The following is a 20670-nucleotide window of genomic DNA, read 5'->3' on the forward strand; positions in this document are numbered from 1 at the left end:
GAAGTAATGAAATCAGAGAACTTGTCTACCGGGAATGCGTTGATTGATAACGAACTGGATATCCGTGGTTTATTTCGTCTGCTGTGGCAGGGAAAGGTGTGGCCGATAGCGTTCGGCCTGCTTTTTGCCGTTGTGGCATTAGGCTATTCCTATCTTGTTAAACAGGAGTGGAGTGCGACAGCGATTACCGACAAGCCGACGGTCAATATGCTAGGGGGGTATTATTCGCAGCAGCAATTCCTGCGTAACCTCGACGCCCGGTCTTTTTCCACTCCTCAGCCAGAGCAACCGTCTATTTCGGCTGATGCTTATGATGAATTCATCATGCAATTAGCGGCTTACGATACCCGTCGCGATTTCTGGTTGCAGACTGACTATTACAAGCAGCGTCTGGAAGGCGACGCGAAAGCGGATGCCGCTCTGCTGGATGACATGGTCAGCAATATTCAGTTTATACCGCGTGACGATGGCAAAAAAACCAATGATTCCGTGAAGTTGGTGGCGGAAACCTCTGCGGATTCCAACACATTGCTGCGTCAATATGTGGCTTTTGCCAGCCAGCGTGCCGCTAACCACCTGAATGAAGAGATCAAGGGGGCTTGGGCTGCCAGAACCATTTTCATGAAGTCGCAGATCAAACGTCAGGAAGCGGTAGCAAAAGCGATTTACGATCGCGAAGTCCGCAGCGTTGAACTGGCGCTGAAAATCGCCCAGCAGCAAGGTATTAGCCGTAGTCAGACGGATACGCCGGCAGACGAAATCCCCGCATCGGAAATGTTCCTGCTCGGCAGACCGATGCTCCAAGCCCGACTGGAGACGTTGCAGACCAGCGGCCCACATTACGAACTGGATTACGATCAAAATCGCGCGATGTTAGCGACGCTGAACGTTGGCCCAACGCTTGAGGCCAGTTTCCAGACGTATCGTTATTTGCGTACGCCGGAAGAACCGGTGAAGCGCGACAGCCCACGCCGGGCATTCCTGATGGTGATGTGGGGTGCGATTGGTGCGCTCGTTGGCGCCGGTGTTGCCTTGGCTCGCCGTCCGCGCTAACCAACCGGCTTGCTAATGTGCGTTGGGCGCTCGCGAGCGTCTGCGTCTAACCTGATTAAAGAGATTCAATGTGAAAGTATTGACTGTTTTCGGCACCCGGCCGGAAGCCATTAAAATGGCGCCGCTGGTTCATGCTCTGGCTCAGGATGGAGCCTTTGAATCGAGAATTTGCGTAACAGCCCAGCATCGGGAGATGTTGGATCAGGTGCTGCGTTTGTTCGATATTACGCCGGACTACGATCTGGATATTATGCGACCGGGACAGGGACTCAGTGAGATATCCTGCCGGATTTTATCGGGGCTTGAACCGGTCATGGCAGAGTTCAAGCCGGATCTGGTGTTGGTACACGGTGACACCACGACGACGCTGGCAACCAGCCTCGCGGCCTTTTATCAGCGTATTCCTGTCGGCCACGTAGAAGCAGGATTGCGTACAGGCAATCTGTATTCACCCTGGCCGGAAGAGGCTAACCGTAAACTGACCGGGCACCTGGCGATGTACCATTTTGCCCCGACGGAAAATTCCCGCCAGAATTTACTGCGTGAGCACCTGTCTGATCGGCATATTTTTGTGACTGGTAATACGGTGATTGATGCGCTGTTCTGGGTACGTGACCGTATTCTCGGGGATGCCGCGCTGCGCCGCAGCCTCGATGAAAAATATGACTTTTTGGACGACAACAAGAAACTGATTCTGGTTACCGGACATCGACGCGAGAGTTTTGGCGGTGGCTTTGAGCGCATTTGTAGCGCGTTGGCGGATATCGCCCGTCGCCACCCTGAAGTGCAAATTGTGTATCCGGTTCACCTCAATCCTAACGTCAGCGAACCCGTGAATCGTATCCTGAGCGGTATTGATAATGTCATGCTGATTGCGCCGCAGGATTATTTGCCTTTCGTGTACCTGATGAATCGTTCTTACATGATTTTGACCGACTCTGGTGGCATTCAGGAAGAAGCCCCGTCGTTAGGCAAGCCAGTACTGGTGATGCGTGATACGACGGAACGACCGGAGGCGGTGGAAGCGGGTACGGTCAAGCTGGTGGGGACAGAGGTGGCTAACATTGTCGATGCGGTATCTATGCTGCTAACGGATGACGAAGCGTATCAGGCAATGAGCCGCGCCCACAATCCTTATGGCGACGGTCAGGCCTGTCAACGCATTGTTGAGGCGTTAAAAAATCATAGGCAATGATTTTTAGCGCTGCTTTTTGCAGCGACCCGAAGGGTGTCGGGCAGGGATAGCCGACATAAAAAATCGCTAAGCGTAGCACCCATCAGCGCCCGAAAATTACTCGGAGTCATGTTGAACGTCGCCTTGCGGTGACAGACATAAAAATTATGGTGACACTATGAGCTTTACTACCATTTCCGTAATCGGTTTAGGCTATATCGGTTTACCCACCGCTGCGGCCTTTGCATCGCGCCAGAAAAAAGTCATCGGTGTTGATGTGAACAAACTGGCAGTCGAAACCATTAATCGCGGCGAAATCCATATTGTCGAGCCCGATCTGGATTCATTGGTCAAAGTGGCAGTAGAAAATGGCTACCTTCAGGCCGTGACAAAACCCATGCCTGCCGATGCTTTCCTGATCGCGGTTCCTACCCCTTTCAAAGGCGATCACGACCCCGATCTGGCTTACGTTCAGGCAGCAGCAGCGTCCATCGCACCAGTCCTGAAGAAAGGCGATCTGGTGATTCTGGAATCGACATCCCCCGTAGGTGCAACTGAGCAAATGGCCGAATGGCTAGCCGATGCGCGTGCGGACTTGACGTTTCCGCAGCAGGTGGGGGAAACGGCGGATATCAATATTGCCTATTGCCCTGAACGCGTGCTTCCCGGCCAGGTTGTGGTTGAGCTGATTAAAAACGATCGCGTCATTGGCGGCATGACCCCGGTGTGCTCTGCGCGCGCCAGTGAGTTATATAAAATCTTCCTCGAAGGTGAGTGTGTGGTTACTAACTCTCGCACTGCCGAAATGTGCAAGCTGACGGAAAACAGCTTCCGCGATGTCAACATTGCTTTCGCCAATGAGCTCTCGCTGATTTGTGCCGAACAAAACATTAACGTATGGGAACTTATCCGATTGGCAAACCGCCATCCCCGCGTCAATATCCTGCAACCCGGTCCTGGCGTCGGCGGGCACTGTATTGCGGTCGATCCCTGGTTTATCGTGGCGCAGAATCCACAGCAGGCTCGCTTGATTCATACCGCCAGACTGGTGAACGATGGCAAACCACTCTGGGTCGTGGATCGCGTTAAAGCGGCCGTGGCGGATTATCTGGCACAAACGGATAAACGCGCCAGCGAAGTCACGGTGGCCTGCTTCGGGCTGGCGTTCAAGCCCGACATTGACGATCTGCGCGAAAGCCCCGCAGTAGGGATTACGTCCATGATTGCACAGTGGAATACCGGCGTGACGTTAGCCGTCGAACCGAATGTTAAACACTTGCCGTCCGTATTGGCTGGGCAGGTGAAACTGGTCGATACCAGCAGTGCATTAAAAGAAGCCGATGTGCTGGTAATGCTGGTTGACCACCGTCAGTTTAAAGCGATTAACCCTGAAGATGTGAAACAACAGTGGGTTATTGATACCAAAGGAGTATGGCGTTGAAACGTATTTTAATTACCGGCGGTGCAGGGTTTATTGGTTCAGCGTTGGTCAGATACATTCTGACGGAGACGCAGGACAGCGTCGTTATTGTCGATAAACTGACTTATGCAGGTAACCTGTCTTCTCTGGCTCCCGTTGCCGATAGCGAACGTTTTGCGTTCGAGCAGGTGGATATCTGCGATCGTGCTGAGCTGGACCGCGTCTTCAAGACCTACCAGCCTGCGCTGGTAATGCATTTAGCGGCAGAAAGCCACGTCGATCGCTCTATCGACGGCCCGGCGGCGTTTATCGAAACCAATATTGTCGGCACCTACACCATGCTTGAAGCGGCACGCCACTACTGGCAGAGTCTGGCTGATGCGGACAAGTGCGCGTTCCGTTTTCACCATATCTCTACTGATGAAGTGTTTGGCGATCTGCACGGGACAGACGATCTGTTCACCGAGACGACGTCCTATGCGCCGAGCAGCCCCTATTCCGCATCGAAGGCATCGAGCGACCACCTTGTTCGCGCCTGGCTGCGTACCTACGGGTTCCCGACGATCATCACCAACTGCTCGAATAACTACGGACCTTACCATTTCCCTGAGAAGCTGATTCCGCTGGTGATCCTGAATGCGGTCGCGGGTAAACCGCTGCCGGTTTACGGTGACGGCGCGCAAATCCGCGACTGGCTGTTTGTCGAAGACCACGCTCGCGCACTGTACAAAGTGGTGACGGAAGGCGAAATCGGCGAAACGTACAACATCGGCGGTCACAACGAGCGCAAAAACATTGAAGTCGTGCAGACCATTTGTGCGCTGCTGGAAGAACTGGCGCCGAATAAGCCCGCGGGTGTGGAACATTACCGCGATCTCATCACCTACGTGAAAGATCGCCCTGGTCACGACATGCGCTACGCGATCGATGCCGGGAAAATTGAACGTGAGCTGGGCTGGCGTCCAGAAGAAACGTTTGAGACGGGCATGAGAAAAACGGTCAACTGGTATCTGAACAACGAAAAATGGTGGCGCAGCGTGCAGGATGGTTCTTATGCCGGCGAACGTTTAGGGCTGAACGATTAAAACCTGCGTCTGATGGCGGAAAAAGAAGGAGCGAAACAATGACCCATCCGGTAGCAGTAGGACAGGGAGAGATTCGCGCCACGGTTGAACCGCTGGGCTGGGAGAGTGAATTCTTCCAGCTTAACAGCGGTAAACTGAGTTTTTCCCCTGCTGCGCCCGCGTTGACGCCTGATGTGCTGAGCGCATTTACGCTGACGCAGGCCAAAATTGCGGCGGACAATCTGGTGTTGGCGGATGCACTTGCCGATCTTGGTTTTCGACTGGTAGAAGGCGAGGTTGATCTCAGTCTCTCGCTGCAACGGGCTACCGTGGTTACGCCGCTACCGCGCTGGCGTGAAGCCGTGCCCGACGATATCCCAGCGCTGAGGAACGCGGCATCACGTGTTTTTGCGCTGAGCCGTTTTCGTTCTCCGTGGTACCAGCCGGAGGATAGCGGGCGTTTCTATGCGCAGTGGATTGAAAATGCCGTGCGCGGTACGTTCGACCACTGCTGTTTACTGGCGGAAGATACCGCTGGCAATCCACAAGGATGGGTCACGCTACGCAGAGTGGATGACACGGATGCACGTATCGGACTACTGGGCGTTTGGCCTGGCGTTACGGTACGGGGCGTCGGTTCACAACTGATGGCGCTGGCGGAAACGTGGTGCCGACAACAAGGATTGATTCGTCTTCGGGTCGCGACGCAGGTTGGCAACGTGGCGGCGCTTCGTCTTTATCTTCGCCGTGGTGCCACGATTGAGAGCACGGCGTATTGGTTATACAGGTGATCACATGATTCCATTTAATGCGCCACCGGTTGTCGGTACGGAACTGGATTATATGCAAGCTGCCATGAGCAGCGGTAAATTGTGCGGTGATGGTGGGTTCACCCGCCGTTGTCAGCAGTGGCTGGAACATTATTCCGGCAGTAAAAAAGTCCTGCTCACGCCTTCCTGTACGGCTTCGCTAGAGATGGCCGCTATCCTGCTGGATGTGAAGCCCGGCGATGAAGTGATCATGCCGAGCTATACCTTTGTTTCCACCGCTAACGCCTTTGTGCTGCGCGGTGCGAAGATCGTGTTTGTTGATATCCGTCCGGATACTATGAACATTGACGAAACGAAAATCGAAGCGGCAATTACGGAAAAAACGCGCATTATCGTGCCGGTTCACTACGCAGGCGTGGCCTGCGAGATGGACGCGATTATGGCGCTGGCGAAGAAATACGATTTATATGTCGTGGAAGATGCCGCACAGGGCGTGATGTCCAGCTACAAAGGCCGTGTTCTGGGTTCCATTGGTCACATTGGCTGCTTCAGCTTTCACGAAACCAAGAACTACACCTCAGGCGGTGAGGGCGGTGCCACGCTGATTAATGACGCCAGACTGGTGGATCGCGCGGAAATCATCCGTGAAAAAGGCACTAACCGTAGCCAGTTTTTCCGTGGACAGGTGGATAAATACACGTGGCGTGATATCGGTTCAAGCTATCTGATGGCGGATATTCAGGCTGCCTATCTCTGGGCACAGCTGGAAGCCGCGCGGCCGATCAACGAGCGTCGCCTTAAACTGTGGCAGAACTACTACGCGGCCTTCAAATCTCTGGCCGATGCCGGGCGTATTACGTTGCCAACCGTGCCTGCCAATGGCATTCACAACGCGCACATGTTTTATATCAAACTGCGCGATCAGGACGACCGCAGCGCGTTTATCAATTACATGAAAGAAGCCGAAATCATGACGGTCTTTCATTATATCCCGCTGCACAGTTGCCCAGCTGGTTTGAATTTTGGTCATTTCTCCGGTGAAGATCGCTATACCACGCAGGAAAGTGAACGGCTGGTGCGTTTACCACTGTTCTATAACCTGTCGGACGTTAATCAGCGGACCGTCATCAATACCATTCTGAGCTTCTTCTCCTGATATGTCGTTGGCGAAAGCATCGATATGGACGGCTGGCTCTACGCTGATAAAAATCGGCGCGGGGCTGGTTGTCGTCAAACTGTTGGCGGTCACGTTTGGCCCCAGCGGCGTGGGAATGGCAGGGAATTTCCGCCAGCTGATTACGGTGCTGGGAGTGTTAGCCGGCGCAGGGATCTTCAACGGTGTCACCAAATACGTGGCGGAGTATCAGCAGCAGCCGGAACGGCTGAAGCCGCTGCTCGGTACGTCTGTCACGTTGGTGCTGGGCTTCTCTACCCTGCTGGCGATACTCTTTCTGGCCGCCGCCACGCCTATTGCTCATCTGTTGTTTGGGCATGACGACTATCGTGATGTGGTGCGTGCGTTGGCGTTTATCCAAATGGGTATCGCCTACGCCAACCTGTTTCTGGCGATCCTCAAAGGCTATCGGGATGCGATAGGCAACGCGCTGGCGGTGATTGGCGGTAGCCTGATCGGGCTGGCAGCCTTTTGGCTCTGTCTGAAACTGGGTGGCTACGTTGGCGCACTGGCTGGGCTGGCGCTGGTGCCCGCGCTGCTGGTGATTCCAGCAGGCATCATGCTACTGCGACGCACGCCACTGTCGCTGGCGTCGCTAAAACCGGCGTGGGAGCGCGCTATTGCCGGTCAGTTGGGCAAGTTTACGCTGATGGCGTTGATGACCGCGGTGACGTTGCCTGTGGCGTATATCATGATGCGTAACCTGCTAGCAGCTCATTACAGCTGGGATGAAGTGGGTATCTGGCAGGGCGTCAGCAGTATTTCCGATGCGTACCTGCAATTTATTACTGCCTCCTTTACCGTTTATCTGTTGCCGACACTGTCGCGTCTGACGGACAAGGCTGCGCTGGCGCAGGAGATTGTGCGCTCGCTGAAGTTTGTGCTGCCCGTCGTGGCAGGCGTTAGTTTTTGCGTGTGGCTACTGCGAGATTTTGCCATCTGGCTGCTGTTTTCCAGTCAGTTTACGGCAATGAGAGATCTCTTCGTTTGGCAGTTGGTAGGGGATGTGATGAAAGTGGGCGCTTACGTCTTTGGCTATTTGGTCATCGCGAAAGCGGCGCTGCGCTTTTATCTGCTCACGGAAGTCGGCCAGTTCCTCCTGTTGACCGGGTTTTCGCACTGGCTGATCCCGCTTTATGGCGCACAAGGCGCAGCGCAGGCTTATATGGCAACCTACCTGGTCTATTTTTTGCTTTGTTGTTGCGTATTCATTATTTACCGTAGGCGAGCATGACGACACTGATTCATGTATTGGGATCTGATATCCCGCATCATAACCAGACCGTTTTACGTTTTTTTAACGACGTACTGGCGACGGAACTTCCCGAACAGCAGATTCGGCATTTCATCGTGGCGTCCCGCGATGGCATTTCATCGGCTGATTTTCCCGCGCTGCGTATTGAAACCTGCGTGGATAAGAAAACGTTGGCCGAGGCGGTCATCGCCAGGGCGAAAGCGAACCGTAAGATGCGCTTTTTCCTGCACGGTCAGTTTAACCCCACGCTGTGGCTGGCGCTGCTGAGCGGAAAAATCAAATCCGAGCAGGTTTACTGGCACGTATGGGGCGCGGATTTGTATGAAGAAGCGAGCAGCCTGAAATATCGCCTGTTTTATTGGCTTCGGCGCATGGCGCAAAAGCGTGTTGGACACGTGTTTGCTACGCGTGGCGATCTGGCGTGGTATCAGCAGCGTGTGCCTCGTGTGCCGACGTCATTGCTGTACTTCCCAACGCGCATGAATCCGGCACTAACAGGCATGCAGGTGGATAAACCGCTGGCAGGGCCGATGACGATTCTGGTCGGCAATTCTGGCGATCGTACGAATCGTCATCAGGAAGCGCTGCGGGCGATTCACAAGCAGTTCGGGAAAAATGTGCGGGTGATTGTGCCAATGGGCTACCCTGCGAATAACGAATCCTACATCGCGCAGGTGGAAAAAGACGGTTTGGCGCTGTTCGGCGTGAAAAATTTCCAGCTGCTGAAAGACCAACTGGCGTTTGATGATTATCTCAACATGCTGCGTACCTGCGATTTGGGCTATTTTATTTTCGACCGCCAGCAGGGAATCGGGACGCTATGTCTGTTGATTCAGTTTGGCGTACCTTTCGTGATCAGTCGGCAAAATCCGTTCTGGCAGGATCTGACAGAACAGAGCCTGCCCGTGCTGTTTTACGGTGACGAGCTGGATGAAGCGTTGGTGCGTGAGGCGCAGCGCCAACTGGCATCGGTCGATAAACACCAAATCGCGTTCTTTAATCCCAATTATCTACAAGGCTGGCGGGATGCGCTGGCGTTGGCGATGGGAGAACCAACATGACGCTGGGGCAATTTGGTGGACTGTTTGTCGTCTACCTGATTTCAGTCATCTTTATCCTGAGCCTGACCTGGATGGAGTTTCGGCGGGTGCGTTTTAATTTTAACGTGCTGTTTTCCCTGCTCTATTTATTGACGTTCTATTTTGGTTTTCCGTTTACCTGTGTGCTGGTGTTCCGGTTCGGCGTTGACGTCGTTCCGGTGCAGTTCCTGCTTCAGGCGATGCTGTCTGCGACGGCGTTCTATGCAATCTATTACGTCAGCTATAAGACGCGACTGCGCCAGAAAACCTCTGTGTCGCGTGCGCCACTCCTGACGGTGAATCGGGTTGAAGCCAATCTGACCTGGCTGTTGCTGGCGTTGATCGCGGTCGCCACCGTCGGTATTTTCTTTCTTAACAATGGCTTTTTGCTGTTTAAGCTGCGCTCTTACAGCCAGATCTTCTCCAGCGATGTGTCCGGCGTGGCGTTGAAACGCTTCTTCTACTTCTTCATTCCGGCGATGCTGGTGGTGTATTTCCTGCGTCAGACGCAGCGTGCGTGGCTGATGTTCCTCATCGGCACCGTTGCATTTGGGATGCTGACCTATGTGATTGTTGGCGGAACGCGTGCAAATCTGATCATCGCCTTCGCGCTGTTTCTGTTTATTGGCATTGTGCGCGGCTGGATTACGCTGTGGATGCTGGTTGCGGCTGGCGCGTTCGGGATTGTCGGGATGTTCTGGCTGGCGCTGAAGCGCTATGGGCTGGATGTCAGCGGCGATTACGCCTTCTATACCTTTCTCTACTTAACCCGCGACACCTTCTCGCCCTGGGAGAATCTGGCGCTGTTGTGGCAGAACTACGACAAGATTGAATTTCAGGGGTTGGCACCGATTGCCCGTGATTTCTACGTCTTTATTCCCTCCTGGCTATGGCCGGATCGCCCGAATCTGGTGTTAAACAGCGCGAACTATTTCACCTGGGAAGTGTTGAATAACCACTCCGGGCTGGCGATATCACCCACGCTGCTGGGGTCACTGGTAGTGATGGGCGGTGTGCTGTTTATCCCGTTGGGGGCAATTGCAGTCGGGTTGGTGATCAAGTGGTTCGACTGGGTGTACGAATTAGGGAAGAACGACAGCAATCGCTACAAGGCCGCGATTTTGCAGGCGTTCTGTTTCGGCGCGGTGTTCAATATTATTGTGCTGACGCGTGAAGGCGTCGATTCTTTTGTTTCACGCGTGGTGTTTTTCTGTCTGGTATTTGGCCTGTGCCTGCTGGTTGCCAAGCTGCTCTACTGGTTACTGGAAAGCGCTGGACTCATCCGGCAGCGTCTGATGCGTATGCGTGCGACGCCGCTGGTGCCGACACCCAATACCGTACCGGATCCGGTGATAAAGGAGCAGCTATGACAGCGTTAAAAACCACAGAGACAATTCCTCTGTATACCATTCGGGATTTGCCCATTCACGGTTTCCGCAATATGGCGCAGTTCGTTGATTACCTGTTTGCAGGAGAACGGGTTGAAACGGGAACACTTGTCGCGATTAACGCTGAGAAAGTGCTTACGGCAGAGAAAGATGTGGCGTTGCGTACGCTGCTCGATCGCGCAGAGTATAAATATGCGGACGGCATTAGTATTGTGCGCTCCATTCGGCGCAAATACCCGCAGGCTGACGTCACGCGGATTGCGGGCGCCGACCTGTGGGAAGCGCTAATGGAACGGGCAGGTAAAGAGGGAACGCCGGTTTTTCTGGTGGGTGGTAAACCTGATGTGCTGGCACAAACGGAAGCGAAACTACGGGCGCAGTGGAACGTGAATATTGTCGGCAGCCAGGATGGCTATTTTGCGCCAGAGCAGCGCGATGCGTTGTTTGAGCGTATTCGCGCCAGTGGTGCACAGCTTGTTACCGTGGCAATGGGGTCACCGCGGCAGGAAATTCTGATGCGCGATTGTCGCCACCATTATCCTGATGCGTTGTACATGGGCGTGGGCGGGACGTATGACGTCTTTACCGGCCATGTGAAGCGCGCCCCGCTGGTATGGCAAAACTTGGGGTTGGAGTGGCTGTATCGCTTGCTGTCCCAGCCGAGTCGTATTTTTCGGCAGTTTAAGCTGTTGAAGTATGTCGCTTATCACTACAGCGGTCGTCTGTAGCCTCACTGAATTGGCGCGTTCAACGCGCCAACCTTTCTCCGCGATATATCACCCTGAGTTTTTATTCCTATTCGATTTTAATTGTCTGTTTGCCAGCCTATTGGAAATACAGAATTCTATCTTTGGCGTATTCGTCATCCCTGATGTGTTATTCACTCTCACATTACGGTATTTTCATGGCCGCTAATTTGAGGCAAGGGTATGTTCTTTCTACTCGATCGTATTTACGAATAAGAACAATAACCGGCAGCAGCCGGGATAAGCACAACATAAAGACAGAGGATATATGGCAGAAGATGTAAAGCAGGAAAAACTCCATCGGGGGTTAGAAGCCCGACATATTGAGCTGATTGCGCTGGGTGGCACGATTGGCGTCGGGCTGTTTATGGGCGCGGCCAGTGCGCTGAAGTGGGCAGGGCCATCGGTATTGCTGGCCTATATTGTCGCTGGGATCTTCGTTTTCTTCATCATGCGCTCAATGGGTGAAATGCTCTATCTGGAGCCGGTCGCGGGATCGTTTGCCGTCTATGCGCATAAATACATGAATCCCTTTTTCGGTTATCTCACCGCATGGGGTTATTGGTTTATGTGGATGGCCGTTGGGATTTCTGAAATTACCGCCATCGGCGTATATGTGCAGTACTGGTTCCCCGATTTGCCACAGTGGATACCCGCTATCGCCGCGGTTGCGCTGGTGGCGGGCGCAAACCTTGCAGCGGTCAGGCTATATGGTGAAATTGAATTCTGGTTCGCAATGATAAAAATCACCACCATCGTTGTGATGATTGTCGTCGGCGTCGGCATTATTTTCTTCGGCTTTGGTAACCACGGTCAGGCGACCGGATTCAGTAATCTGACCGAACACGGCGGTTTTCTGGCCGGAGGCTGGAAAGGTCTGCTGTTTGCACTCTGTCTGGTGGTGGCGTCTTATCAGGGCGTTGAGCTGGTCGGTATCACGGCCGGTGAGGCGAAAAATCCGCAGGTGACGCTGAAGCGAGCAATCAACAACATTCTGTGGCGTATCCTGATTTTCTATGTGGGCGCGATCTTCGTTATCGTCACGATTTTCCCCTGGAATGAAATCGGCACGTCCGGCAGTCCGTTTGTGCTGACGTTTGCGAAAATCGGTATCACGGCAGCGGCGGGCATCATCAACTTTGTGGTGCTGACGGCTGCGCTGTCGGGGTGTAACAGCGGTATGTATAGCTGTGGACGTATGCTGTATTCGCTGGCCAACAATCGCCAGCTTCCTGCCTGGTTAGGTAAAGTAACGGCCAGTGGCGTACCGGCTGCGGGCGTTATGATTTCGATTCTTTGCCTGATGGCCGGGTCGGTGCTGAACTACATTATCCCTAACCCGGAAAAAGTCTTTGTTTATGTCTATAGCGCGAGCGTACTGCCGGGTATGGTACCGTGGTTTGTGGTGTTGATTAGCCAACTGCGCTTTCGTGAACAGCATCGTGCCGCGCTGGCCGCACATCCGTTTAAATCGATATTGTTCCCGTGGGTAAACTACCTGACGATGGCATTTTTGCTATGTGTGCTGGTAGGTATGTACATCAATATCGATACGCGGATGTCTTTGTTGGTCGGTATCGCCTTTTTAGCCGTGGTCAGCCTGTGTTATTTCGCACTGGGATTAGGTAAAAAAACGTCGCTGGCAGGCGGTAAATCGTAGTATCTGGGGGCGGGAAGGGCGTAACTGTATGTTATTTAGCTTGAAATGAACAAATCATAATCAAACGCATCATTTCGATAAAAAAGCACTAGACAGCCAGTCACTAAGCCCGTAATATCCCGCCCCGCAACGGCGCTAAGCGCCCGTAGCTCAGCTGGATAGAGCGCTGCCCTCCGGAGGCAGAGGTCTCAGGTTCGAATCCTGTCGGGCGCACCATTATATTTTTATGAAGTATGTTGTGTGCAAGAGCTGCGGTGGTACACTTTTTTTAGTAAAGAAAGTATCCCGTAAAAAGGAAGTACCGCGTAACAAGTAATAGACGTAAAATGTGGTTATGGTGGCTATAGCTCAGTTGGTAGAGCCCTGGATTGTGATTCCAGTTGTCGTGGGTTCGAGTCCCATTAGCCACCCCAGATTTTGTAGTTGATTACTTGGTTTATTAACGTCTTTTCGTTAATAAAAGAGTTTGTGAGTTATGCGAAGGTGGCGGAATTGGTAGACGCGCTAGCTTCAGGTGTTAGTGTTCTTACGGACGTGAGGGTTCAAGTCCCTCTCTTCGCACCACACACAAACGAGAACATCAGTGATGTTCAGAAAAAGCAGTAAATTCGGCGAGTAGCGCAGCTTGGTAGCGCAACTGGTTTGGGACCAGTGGGTCGGAGGTTCGAATCCTCTCTCGCCGACCAATTACAAGAAAAAGCACATCGAAAGATGTGCTTTTTTTCGTCTGTGATTTGCCTTCTCCTGCAAAAAACTTGTCGGATTTTTCAACCCGACAAGACGTAGCTGCCTGTAACGTGGCACGTTACAGCGCGTAATGCACGGGTGCCAGCGCGCTGCTATCTATACTTTCTCGCATTGATTTTAGTACGGTATCAAAAGGACACAGCGTGCCTTTTTCCGTCTGCTGGCAGCCCTGAGAGGTCAATTCTTCTTTCAGTAGCGGCTGCCGATCGCTCAGTGGCGTCAGAGAACGGATCTGATCCAGCGATTGTGCCTGGAAATAGACGCGCAAAAAACGCTGCTGAGTGGTGGTATCACGCCAGCGTTCGAATACCAGACTGCCCGCCGGTGGAATGTTATCGGCGGTGTCGCCGGGTAGTTGCCAATGAAACGGCAACAGCGTGCGCAGATAGGCGATGTTGGTGTCATGTGCCACATACAGCAAGTAAGGCGCTGCCGGCGGCTCCCCTTGTGTGGTGTCCTGCGCTTCCTGCGTTCCCTGTGCCAGAGCCTGTGCGATTTGCTGCATGAGTAGTGAGCCGCCGCGCTGTGCGATATAGGGAACATCGTTGGTGAAATCGTATTTAGCCGTCATTGGAGCCATCAGCGGAGTGAGATCCTGTGTGTTGCGGACGTGACCAAACGCGACCTGTGCCTGCGGCAGGTTTTCACTGTACTCCAGCAGAAAAACCTCGCTCATATTCGCCAGCGTATTCAGACCGCTGATAGAAATCGAACCGTCTTTATCCTGCTTTATCGCCCACGGTTTATCAAACACCGGGCACGGTTTATCCGCCTTGCATACGATCTGCTTCAACTGCTCGATGCTGGGCTGAAGATGCTGATAGGCGATATTAAGATCGCCTCCCATCGCTTTCAGCACCTCGGCCTTGGCCCGCTCGGGGTCAAGCGTGCCAATCCCCATTTTATCCCCGTGGAATAGCGGATCGTGTTTTTCATCCTCAACGGTGTGCGTTGCTACGCCACAGCCGGGAAACATGCCATCCATGTAGGCCTGTGCGGTCGCACGGGTGCGTTGTAACGGGCTGGCGAGCACATAAATCTGCTGCTCCGTGGGACAACCTGAAGCGAACAGGTGCTGCTGACGATAATACTCGCCTTCATAGCGCCCTTTTAGCACGGTGGCAGCATAGCCGTGTCCGGTTAATTCACCATCGTGCGTGACCCACTGCGGCCACTCTCGTGCCGTGCCGGACTCTAGCGTCGTCGTGTTGGATTCTGTTGGAGGGCGTACGCCATGACGGCTGACTTCAACCACCTTTTCCAGCTGGTAGCGATCCTGAGCCTGGGCCTGAGTAGAGAATGCTGAAACAATGATCATGGTAATCAATAAGGTACGGGGCATACGCCATGTCGTGTGGGAAAGCATGATAATCCTTCGTCAGCGGTCATTCGGATAAGGAATTTCATTGTAGGAAGAGGAAGATGACAAACGGGCTTTTTAGCTCGGCAGAGAGTGTTAGCGAACATTTCTACATGCATAGTTTGCAATCAAACTTTTTGATCTAAGATAGATCCCAAAGGTATAAAGCGCATAATTTCCGCATGTTATATTTTTAAAAATTAAAAAGACGATATAAATCCCGCCTGATAAATCCAACACTAACGAGTTAATTATGGCATCACATCTTATTGATTTTCTTCTTATAGGGAATAATTTTGGCACGCCTGAAATGCGCGGCGTCTGGTCCGAGCATAATCGCCTGACTAAGCAGGTCGACGTTGAAGTTGCCCTGGCGCTTGCCGAGGGTGAACTGGGCGTCATTCCGCTGGATGCGGCAAAAACCATTGCAGAAAACGCTGACGCAAGCGCGCTTAACGTTGAAGAGATTGCAAAAGATGCGGCACGCATGAAGCACTCTCTGATGCCGACGATTGCCGCGATTCAGAAACAGTGCGGCGCTGCGGGGGAATTTATTCACTACGGTGTTACCACACAGGACATCGTTGATACCGCGACAGTGTTACAGCTGAAACAATCTTTTGATATTGTTGTAAGAGATACACAACTGCTGGCCGTTGAGCTGAAGCGTCTGGCGAAGAAATATCAACACACGCTGATGGCGGGTCGTACCCACGGTATGCAGGCGCTTCCCACCACGTTTGGCTTCAAACTGGCCGTCTGGCTGGATGAATTTATCCGTCACCTCGAACGTCTGACTGAAATCAAGGAACGTGTTCTTGTCGGCAACATCAACGGTGCCATCTGTACCTATGCTTCTTTTGGCGAACAAGGGCCGGAAATCGAGCGTCTGACGCTGGATAAACTGGGACTGAATACGCCGAATATCGGCTGGCAGTCTGCCCGTGATCGCTTCTCCGAATACGCCTCTGTTGCGGTGCTGATCAGCGGTACGCTGGGTAAAATCGGCAACGAGCTGTACAACCTGATGCGCACCGAGATTAACGAAATCGAAGAGCCGTTCTCCGAAGGGAAAATCGGTTCTACCACCATGCCGCATAAACGTAACCCTGCCGCATTGGAAGGGCTGGCGAGCCTGACTGCACCGCTGTTCAAGAGCGCCGCGCTGATTCATGAATCCATGAAAGTTGAGCACGAGCGTGATGCGATGAGCTGGCGTGCGGAGTGGATTGCATTGCCGGAAATCAATATCTATCTGTCTGCTCAGCTTCAGAACGCGCTTGGCATCCTGCGTGGGATGTCCGTCAACGAGAAGCAAATGCTGGCGAATCTCGATCTGCAAAATGGCCTGCTGCTGTCCGAGAAAGTCATGTTCGAGATTGGTAAACGTCTTGGTAAGCAGACCGCTCACCATCTGGTTTACGAATGCTCAATGCAGGCATTCGAGCAAAATCAGTCCTTTAAATCGGTGTTGCTGGCTCATCCGGTGCTTTCTGAGCAGGTGACCGCCGCCGATCTGGACGAATGGCTGAATCCGGCTAACTACGTTGGCAGTGCGCCGCAGAAGGTTGATGACGTGATTCGCTATGCGGATAACTCCGGCCTGCTGCCAGCATAAGGTGACATCATGAGTATCGTATTTCGTCAGGCTACGCTTGCGGATGATGAAACTTTTTTGGCACTGGCGCTGGCGGCGTTTGAGCCGATTCGCCAGTTGGGCATCAATTTTTCCGCCGCCCATGCGGACATCGACATGGTGCGCACGCATATTGCTTCACACGGCGTTTATGTAATGGAAAAAGAGGGGGAGATGGTGTCGTCATTCACCATCCGCTATCCGTGGGGGCCGGAGCCAGGTCCGTTCGGTTTGCCCCATTTGGGTTGGTTTGCAACACACCCTGGCTATAAAAAGCAGGGACTGGGTAAGCAAATGATGGGCTGGCTGGAAGAAGAAATTCTGATTAACCAGCTCAAAGCGCCTGCGGTGTCGCTTGGCACCGCGAAAAACCACCCGTGGCTGATTGAGATGTACAAAAATTATGGTTTCAGGGAAGTCGGGCAGACGAATCTGGGAAAAGGACACCTGACAATCTGGATGGAAAAAATCCTTGATAACCAATTGTATGACCAGTGGAAAGATAAAAACTCAAAAAGAGAGGCAGTAAAATGATGAAAAAAGTAACGTTGTCTGTTCTGGCGCTGACGACCGCCTTTCTTGTAGCCGGCTGTGATTCTGGGAAAAGCAGCGCCGAGCAGGAAAAAGTACTGAAAGTGGGTTCAACCGGCCAAAGTTATCCAAGCGGTTTCAAGCAAGATAACAAGCTGGTTGGGTTTGACGTTGAAGTGACAGAAGCCATTGCGAAAGATCTGAACTACAAAGTCGAGTGGGTCACCGCCGATTTCAGCGGCCTGATGGGGCAACTGGAAGCGAAAAAACTGGATACCGTGGCAAACGTAGTCGCCATTACGCCAGCGCGTCAGGAAAAATACAATTTTGCCCAGCCGTACAGCTTCTACGGCAGTCAGATTGTGACCCACAAAGACAACGCGGACATTAATACGTTGGCCGACCTGAAAGGGAAGACCGTTGCCGGAGTTCTGGGTTCCAACCACGTCAACAACCTGAAAAAAGCGTTTGCCGACGGCAGCGTAAATATTCGTACCTATGAAACGCGCGATGGTGCGATGAACGATGCGCTGTCTAAGCGTGTTGAAGGCTACGTGAATTCACGTCCGATCCTGCTGGCGGAAATCAATAAGCGTAACCTGCCGTTCAAGCTGGTTGGTGAGCCGCTGGTGATTGAAGAAGTGAGCTTCCCGTTCCATAAGGACGAGAAAGGCGATGCGCTGCGTAAGCAGTTCGATGCCGAATTAACGAAAATGCGTGAAGATGGACGCCTGAAAGCGATCTCCGAAAAATATTTTGGTGAAGACATCACGGTATCACCGGCTAAATAACCTCATGCCGTCATTCTGGCCGAATCGTTACGTAGACTGATTATTCGTGATGTAGGTAGCCAGATGATTCGTTATATAGCCTAGTCATAACCCTGTTCCACCGGCGCAATATGGCCGGTGGAAGCATTAATGGTATTACTCATGAATATCGATCTTGCCTACCTGTTAAAGGTCTTTCCCCAGGTATTAATGTATTTGCCGACCACGCTGTTTCTTGCCGTGGTTTCGATGTTTTTTGCTATGGTTCTCGGCCTTATCCTGGCGTTAGTCCGTGAAAGCAAGATCGTCGTCGTGGTAAAAATCGTTGAACTGTATATCTCGCTGTTCCGCGGTATTCCGTCGCTGGTTCAGCTGTTTATTATCTATTTCGGCCTGCCGCAGCTGTTCCCCGGATTATCCAATCTGGACGCCATGACAGCGGCGATTATCGGCTTTAGTCTGAAAACGTCCGCCTATATGGCAGAAATCTTCCGTGCGGGCCTGTCCTCGGTGGATTTCGGCCAGACGGAAGCGGGTTTATCGATTGGTATGAGCAAAGCGCAGGTCTATCGCCGCATCGTGTTGCCTCAGGCCATGTTGAATGCGCTGCCTGCGACGGGGAATACCTTTATTTCCCTGATTAAAGATACCTCGGTAGCCTTTGCGCTGGGTGTCTCTGAACTGTTCGCGGAAGGCAAGATGATTGCCGCCGAATCTCTGCGTTTCTTTGAGACCTTCCTGGTTGTGGGTCTGATTTACTGGTTGGTGATCATTGTTTATTCCTGGCTGCAAAAACAGCTGGAGAAGAAACTGAATCACTCGCTACAGCGATAAGGGGCTGACATGATCAGTGTAAAGAATCTTTCTAAACGCTTTGGCGATCAGGTGGTGTTGGACAACATTAGTCTGAATATCGCGAAGGGCGAAGTCGTGGCGATTATCGGCCCATCTGGTTCGGGTAAATCCACGCTGCTGCGCTGTCTAAACCTGCTGGAAACGCCAGAGTCGGGCACGATTGAAATTGGCGACCAAACGTTGGATACGCGTCGTTATTCCTCTAAAGAGGCCTATGCGCTGCGCCGTCAGACCGCGATGGTATTCCAGAGTTACAACCTGTTTAAGAACAAAACGGCGCTGGAGAACGTGACGGAAGCGCTGATTGTTGTGAAAAAAATGCCGAAGAAGCAGGCGGATGAAATCGGTCTGGCGCTGCTGGAGCAGGTTGGTCTGCTGCCACAGGCGGCACAGTATCCGGTGACGCTATCCGGCGGGCAGCAGCAGCGCGTGAGTATTGCACGTGCGCTGGCGGTCGATCCGAAAGCCATCTTGTTTGATGAACCGACCTCGGCGCTGGACCCGGAAAGGGTACACGAAGTGCTTCAGGTGATTCAGAAGCTGGCGAAAAACGACACCACGATGGTGATCGTGACCCATGAAATGCAGTTTGCGAAAGAAGTGGCTGACCGAGTGATCTTCATGGCAGACGGTCATATCGTTGAGGAAGGTCCGGCGGAGCAGGTCATTAGCTTCTCGGACAACCCGCAAACCCAGCGTTTCCTGCGTCAGTTGACCAAGCTGCCTGAGCCGCTTGAGTACGATATTTAACGCATACGTAGACACACCTGCACGCCTGAACAAGGCCGCCCTGCCAGACAGGGCACGATAATGTGGAGCAAGAATTGATGAAAACCGCACCCCAGCATGAGCCCCTGGCTCAGTTTATTCAGGCATTTCGCCACGATTTACACCGCAATCCTGAGCTGTCGAATCAGGAGTTTGAGACGACGAAGAAAATTCGTGCGGTATTAGAAAAAGAGGGGATTCGCATCCTCGATCTGCCGTTGAAAACCGGTCTGGTCGCGGAAGTCGGCGGTCTACAGGATGGCCCACTGGTCGTGGTCCGTTCGGACATCGACGCCCTGCCGATTGAAGAAGAGTCTGGCGTAGAATTTACGTCGCTCAATAAAGGGGTGATGCACGCCTGCGGTCATGATTTTCACTCTTCCGCTGCGCTGGGCGCGGCGATTCTGCTGAAGAAAATCGAGCCAGAACTGAAAGGCACGGTACGCATTTTATTTCAGGCGGCTGAAGAAACGGGGCTGGGCGCGCCGGAAGTTATCGCCGTTGGTGCGTTGGACAATGCGGTAGCGATTTTCGGTATCCACAACGATCCAACGCTGCCTGTTGGCGTCATCGGTGGGAAAGACGGCGCGTTGACGGCGGGCGTTGACCGTTTTGAGATCAAGATTGCGGCGAAAGGTTGTCACGCGGCGAAACCGCATGAAGGCAACGATCCGATTATCATTCTGGGTCAGCTGATTTCTGCCGTACAGACCATCATCAGCCGCACGGTGTCGTCTGACAACAACGCGGTGGTGTCGATTACTCAGGTTCATAGCGGCAGCACGTGGAACGTTATCCCTGATACCGCCTACGTTGAAGGTACGGTGAGAACGTTCAATCAGGACGCGCGTGATTTGATTGAACAGCGTTTCCGTCAGATTGTTTCAGGTATCGCCAGTACTTTTGGTGCGGAAATTGAGTTCCTGTGGCACGCAGGGCCGCCATCGGTGATCAACACGCCAGAGTGGGTTGAATTTGCGCTGAACGTGGCAAGTGACGAAGGGTTTGAAGCACGCCGTGTAGAAGCCAGCCCGATTGGTGAAGATTTCGCGTTCTATCAGCAGAAACTGCCGGGTACGTTCATGATGGTCGGCTCCGGTGGACCGTATGCGCTGCACCACCCGAAATTCCGCGTTGACGATCGCGCACTGTTCCCGACCGCGCACTATCTGTATCAGATGGCAAAGCAGAGTCTGGAACAGCTCTCCTCTCGCTAAGCC

18 protein-coding genes and 4 tRNA genes are annotated in these 20670 nt (G+C 52.8%); 21 read left to right on the plus strand and 1 reads right to left on the minus strand.

Translation table 11 applies throughout. The annotated features are described in order from the left end of the window. Positions 1–6: 6 nt before the first annotated feature. The 15 genes from wzzE (at position 7) to AB8809_RS01205 (ending at position 13469) form a co-directional block, all read left to right on the plus strand. Positions 7–1053, plus strand: coding sequence for an ECA polysaccharide chain length modulation protein (gene wzzE, locus AB8809_RS01135; protein WP_015842104.1), 1047 nt, complete (start codon positions 7–9; stop codon positions 1051–1053). 70 nt (positions 1054–1123) lie between these two features. Further along, entirely contained in the window at positions 1124–2248 is a 1125-nt protein-coding gene (wecB, locus tag AB8809_RS01140; RefSeq protein WP_015842103.1) for a non-hydrolyzing UDP-N-acetylglucosamine 2-epimerase, read from the plus strand. Positions 2249–2405: 157 nt separating this feature from the next. Further along, positions 2406–3668, plus strand: a complete 1263-nt coding sequence (wecC, locus tag AB8809_RS01145; RefSeq protein ID WP_349856669.1) for a UDP-N-acetyl-D-mannosamine dehydrogenase — start codon at positions 2406–2408, stop codon at positions 3666–3668. Further along, the gene (rffG, locus tag AB8809_RS01150) at positions 3659–4732 is read left to right on the plus strand and encodes a dTDP-glucose 4,6-dehydratase (protein WP_180779377.1); all 1074 of its coding nucleotides are present in this window, start codon (positions 3659–3661) and stop codon (positions 4730–4732) included. Before wecC ends, rffG begins: the two co-directional genes overlap by 10 nt. A gap of 38 nt (positions 4733–4770) precedes the next feature. Then, entirely contained in the window at positions 4771–5502 is a 732-nt protein-coding gene (gene wecD, locus AB8809_RS01155) for a dTDP-4-amino-4,6-dideoxy-D-galactose acyltransferase (RefSeq protein WP_349856668.1), read from the plus strand. A 4-nt stretch (positions 5503–5506) separates the two neighbouring features. Then, on the plus strand, positions 5507–6637 hold the full coding sequence (rffA, locus tag AB8809_RS01160) for a dTDP-4-amino-4,6-dideoxygalactose transaminase (RefSeq protein WP_181845223.1): 1131 nt from the start codon (positions 5507–5509) through the stop codon (positions 6635–6637). 1 nt (position 6638) lies between these two features. After that, positions 6639–7889: a lipid III flippase WzxE gene (gene wzxE, locus AB8809_RS01165; protein WP_349856667.1), complete on the plus strand. Its 1251-nt coding sequence runs from the start codon at positions 6639–6641 to the stop codon at positions 7887–7889. Further along, complete coding sequence (locus AB8809_RS01170; RefSeq protein WP_300996153.1) at positions 7886–8971, plus strand: TDP-N-acetylfucosamine:lipid II N-acetylfucosaminyltransferase; 1086 nt, start codon at positions 7886–7888, stop codon at positions 8969–8971. The genes wzxE and AB8809_RS01170 overlap by 4 nt, the downstream gene beginning before the upstream one ends. Beyond that, entirely contained in the window at positions 8968–10359 is a 1392-nt protein-coding gene (wzyE, locus tag AB8809_RS01175; RefSeq protein ID WP_349856666.1) for an ECA oligosaccharide polymerase, read from the plus strand. The genes AB8809_RS01170 and wzyE overlap by 4 nt, the downstream gene beginning before the upstream one ends. Next, a complete protein-coding gene (gene wecG, locus AB8809_RS01180) occupies positions 10356–11105 on the plus strand; it encodes a lipopolysaccharide N-acetylmannosaminouronosyltransferase (protein ID WP_256554183.1) in 750 nt (249 codons plus the stop codon). The genes wzyE and wecG overlap by 4 nt, the downstream gene beginning before the upstream one ends. A 286-nt stretch (positions 11106–11391) precedes the next feature. After that, on the plus strand, positions 11392–12783 hold the full coding sequence (locus AB8809_RS01185) for an amino acid permease (RefSeq protein WP_349856665.1): 1392 nt from the start codon (positions 11392–11394) through the stop codon (positions 12781–12783). Between the two features lie 139 nt (positions 12784–12922). Next, a tRNA-Arg gene (locus AB8809_RS01190) sits at positions 12923–12999 on the plus strand. A 121-nt stretch (positions 13000–13120) separates the two neighbouring features. Beyond that, positions 13121–13196: transfer RNA gene (locus AB8809_RS01195), tRNA-His, on the plus strand. 64 nt (positions 13197–13260) lie between these two features. Beyond that, positions 13261–13347: transfer RNA gene (locus AB8809_RS01200), tRNA-Leu, on the plus strand. Between the two features lie 45 nt (positions 13348–13392). Then, a tRNA-Pro gene (locus AB8809_RS01205) sits at positions 13393–13469 on the plus strand. 119 nt (positions 13470–13588) lie between these two features. On the opposite strand, the gene AB8809_RS01210 is transcribed toward AB8809_RS01205, so the two are convergent. Next, positions 13589–14896 carry a histidine-type phosphatase gene (locus AB8809_RS01210; protein WP_349856664.1) on the minus strand — a complete coding sequence of 436 codons (1308 nt, stop codon included), beginning with the start codon at positions 14894–14896 and terminating at the stop codon, positions 13589–13591. Positions 14897–15143: 247 nt separating this feature from the next. Between AB8809_RS01210 and purB the strand changes: the two genes are divergently transcribed. The 6 genes from purB to AB8809_RS01240 all read left to right on the plus strand — a co-directional run bounded on the left by purB (position 15144) and on the right by AB8809_RS01240 (position 20667). Further along, positions 15144–16508 carry an adenylosuccinate lyase gene (gene purB, locus AB8809_RS01215; protein WP_015842092.1) on the plus strand — a complete coding sequence of 455 codons (1365 nt, stop codon included), beginning with the start codon at positions 15144–15146 and terminating at the stop codon, positions 16506–16508. Between the two features lie 9 nt (positions 16509–16517). Continuing rightward, a complete protein-coding gene (locus tag AB8809_RS01220; RefSeq protein ID WP_349856663.1) occupies positions 16518–17060 on the plus strand; it encodes a GNAT family N-acetyltransferase in 543 nt (180 codons plus the stop codon). After that, complete coding sequence (locus tag AB8809_RS01225; protein WP_015842090.1) at positions 17057–17848, plus strand: amino acid ABC transporter substrate-binding protein; 792 nt, start codon at positions 17057–17059, stop codon at positions 17846–17848. The genes AB8809_RS01220 and AB8809_RS01225 overlap by 4 nt, the downstream gene beginning before the upstream one ends. A 141-nt stretch (positions 17849–17989) precedes the next feature. After that, positions 17990–18661: an amino acid ABC transporter permease gene (locus AB8809_RS01230; RefSeq protein ID WP_043882002.1), complete on the plus strand. Its 672-nt coding sequence runs from the start codon at positions 17990–17992 to the stop codon at positions 18659–18661. 9 nt (positions 18662–18670) lie between these two features. Continuing rightward, positions 18671–19432: an amino acid ABC transporter ATP-binding protein gene (locus AB8809_RS01235; protein WP_180779369.1), complete on the plus strand. Its 762-nt coding sequence runs from the start codon at positions 18671–18673 to the stop codon at positions 19430–19432. A gap of 77 nt (positions 19433–19509) precedes the next feature. Beyond that, on the plus strand, positions 19510–20667 hold the full coding sequence (locus tag AB8809_RS01240; protein WP_015842087.1) for a M20 peptidase aminoacylase family protein: 1158 nt from the start codon (positions 19510–19512) through the stop codon (positions 20665–20667). The last annotated feature ends 3 nt before the right edge of the window (positions 20668–20670 follow it).

It is taken from the genome of Pectobacterium aroidearum (assembly GCF_041228105.1).
In the GTDB taxonomy this organism is placed as follows: Bacteria; Pseudomonadota; Gammaproteobacteria; order Enterobacterales; family Enterobacteriaceae; genus Pectobacterium; species Pectobacterium aroidearum.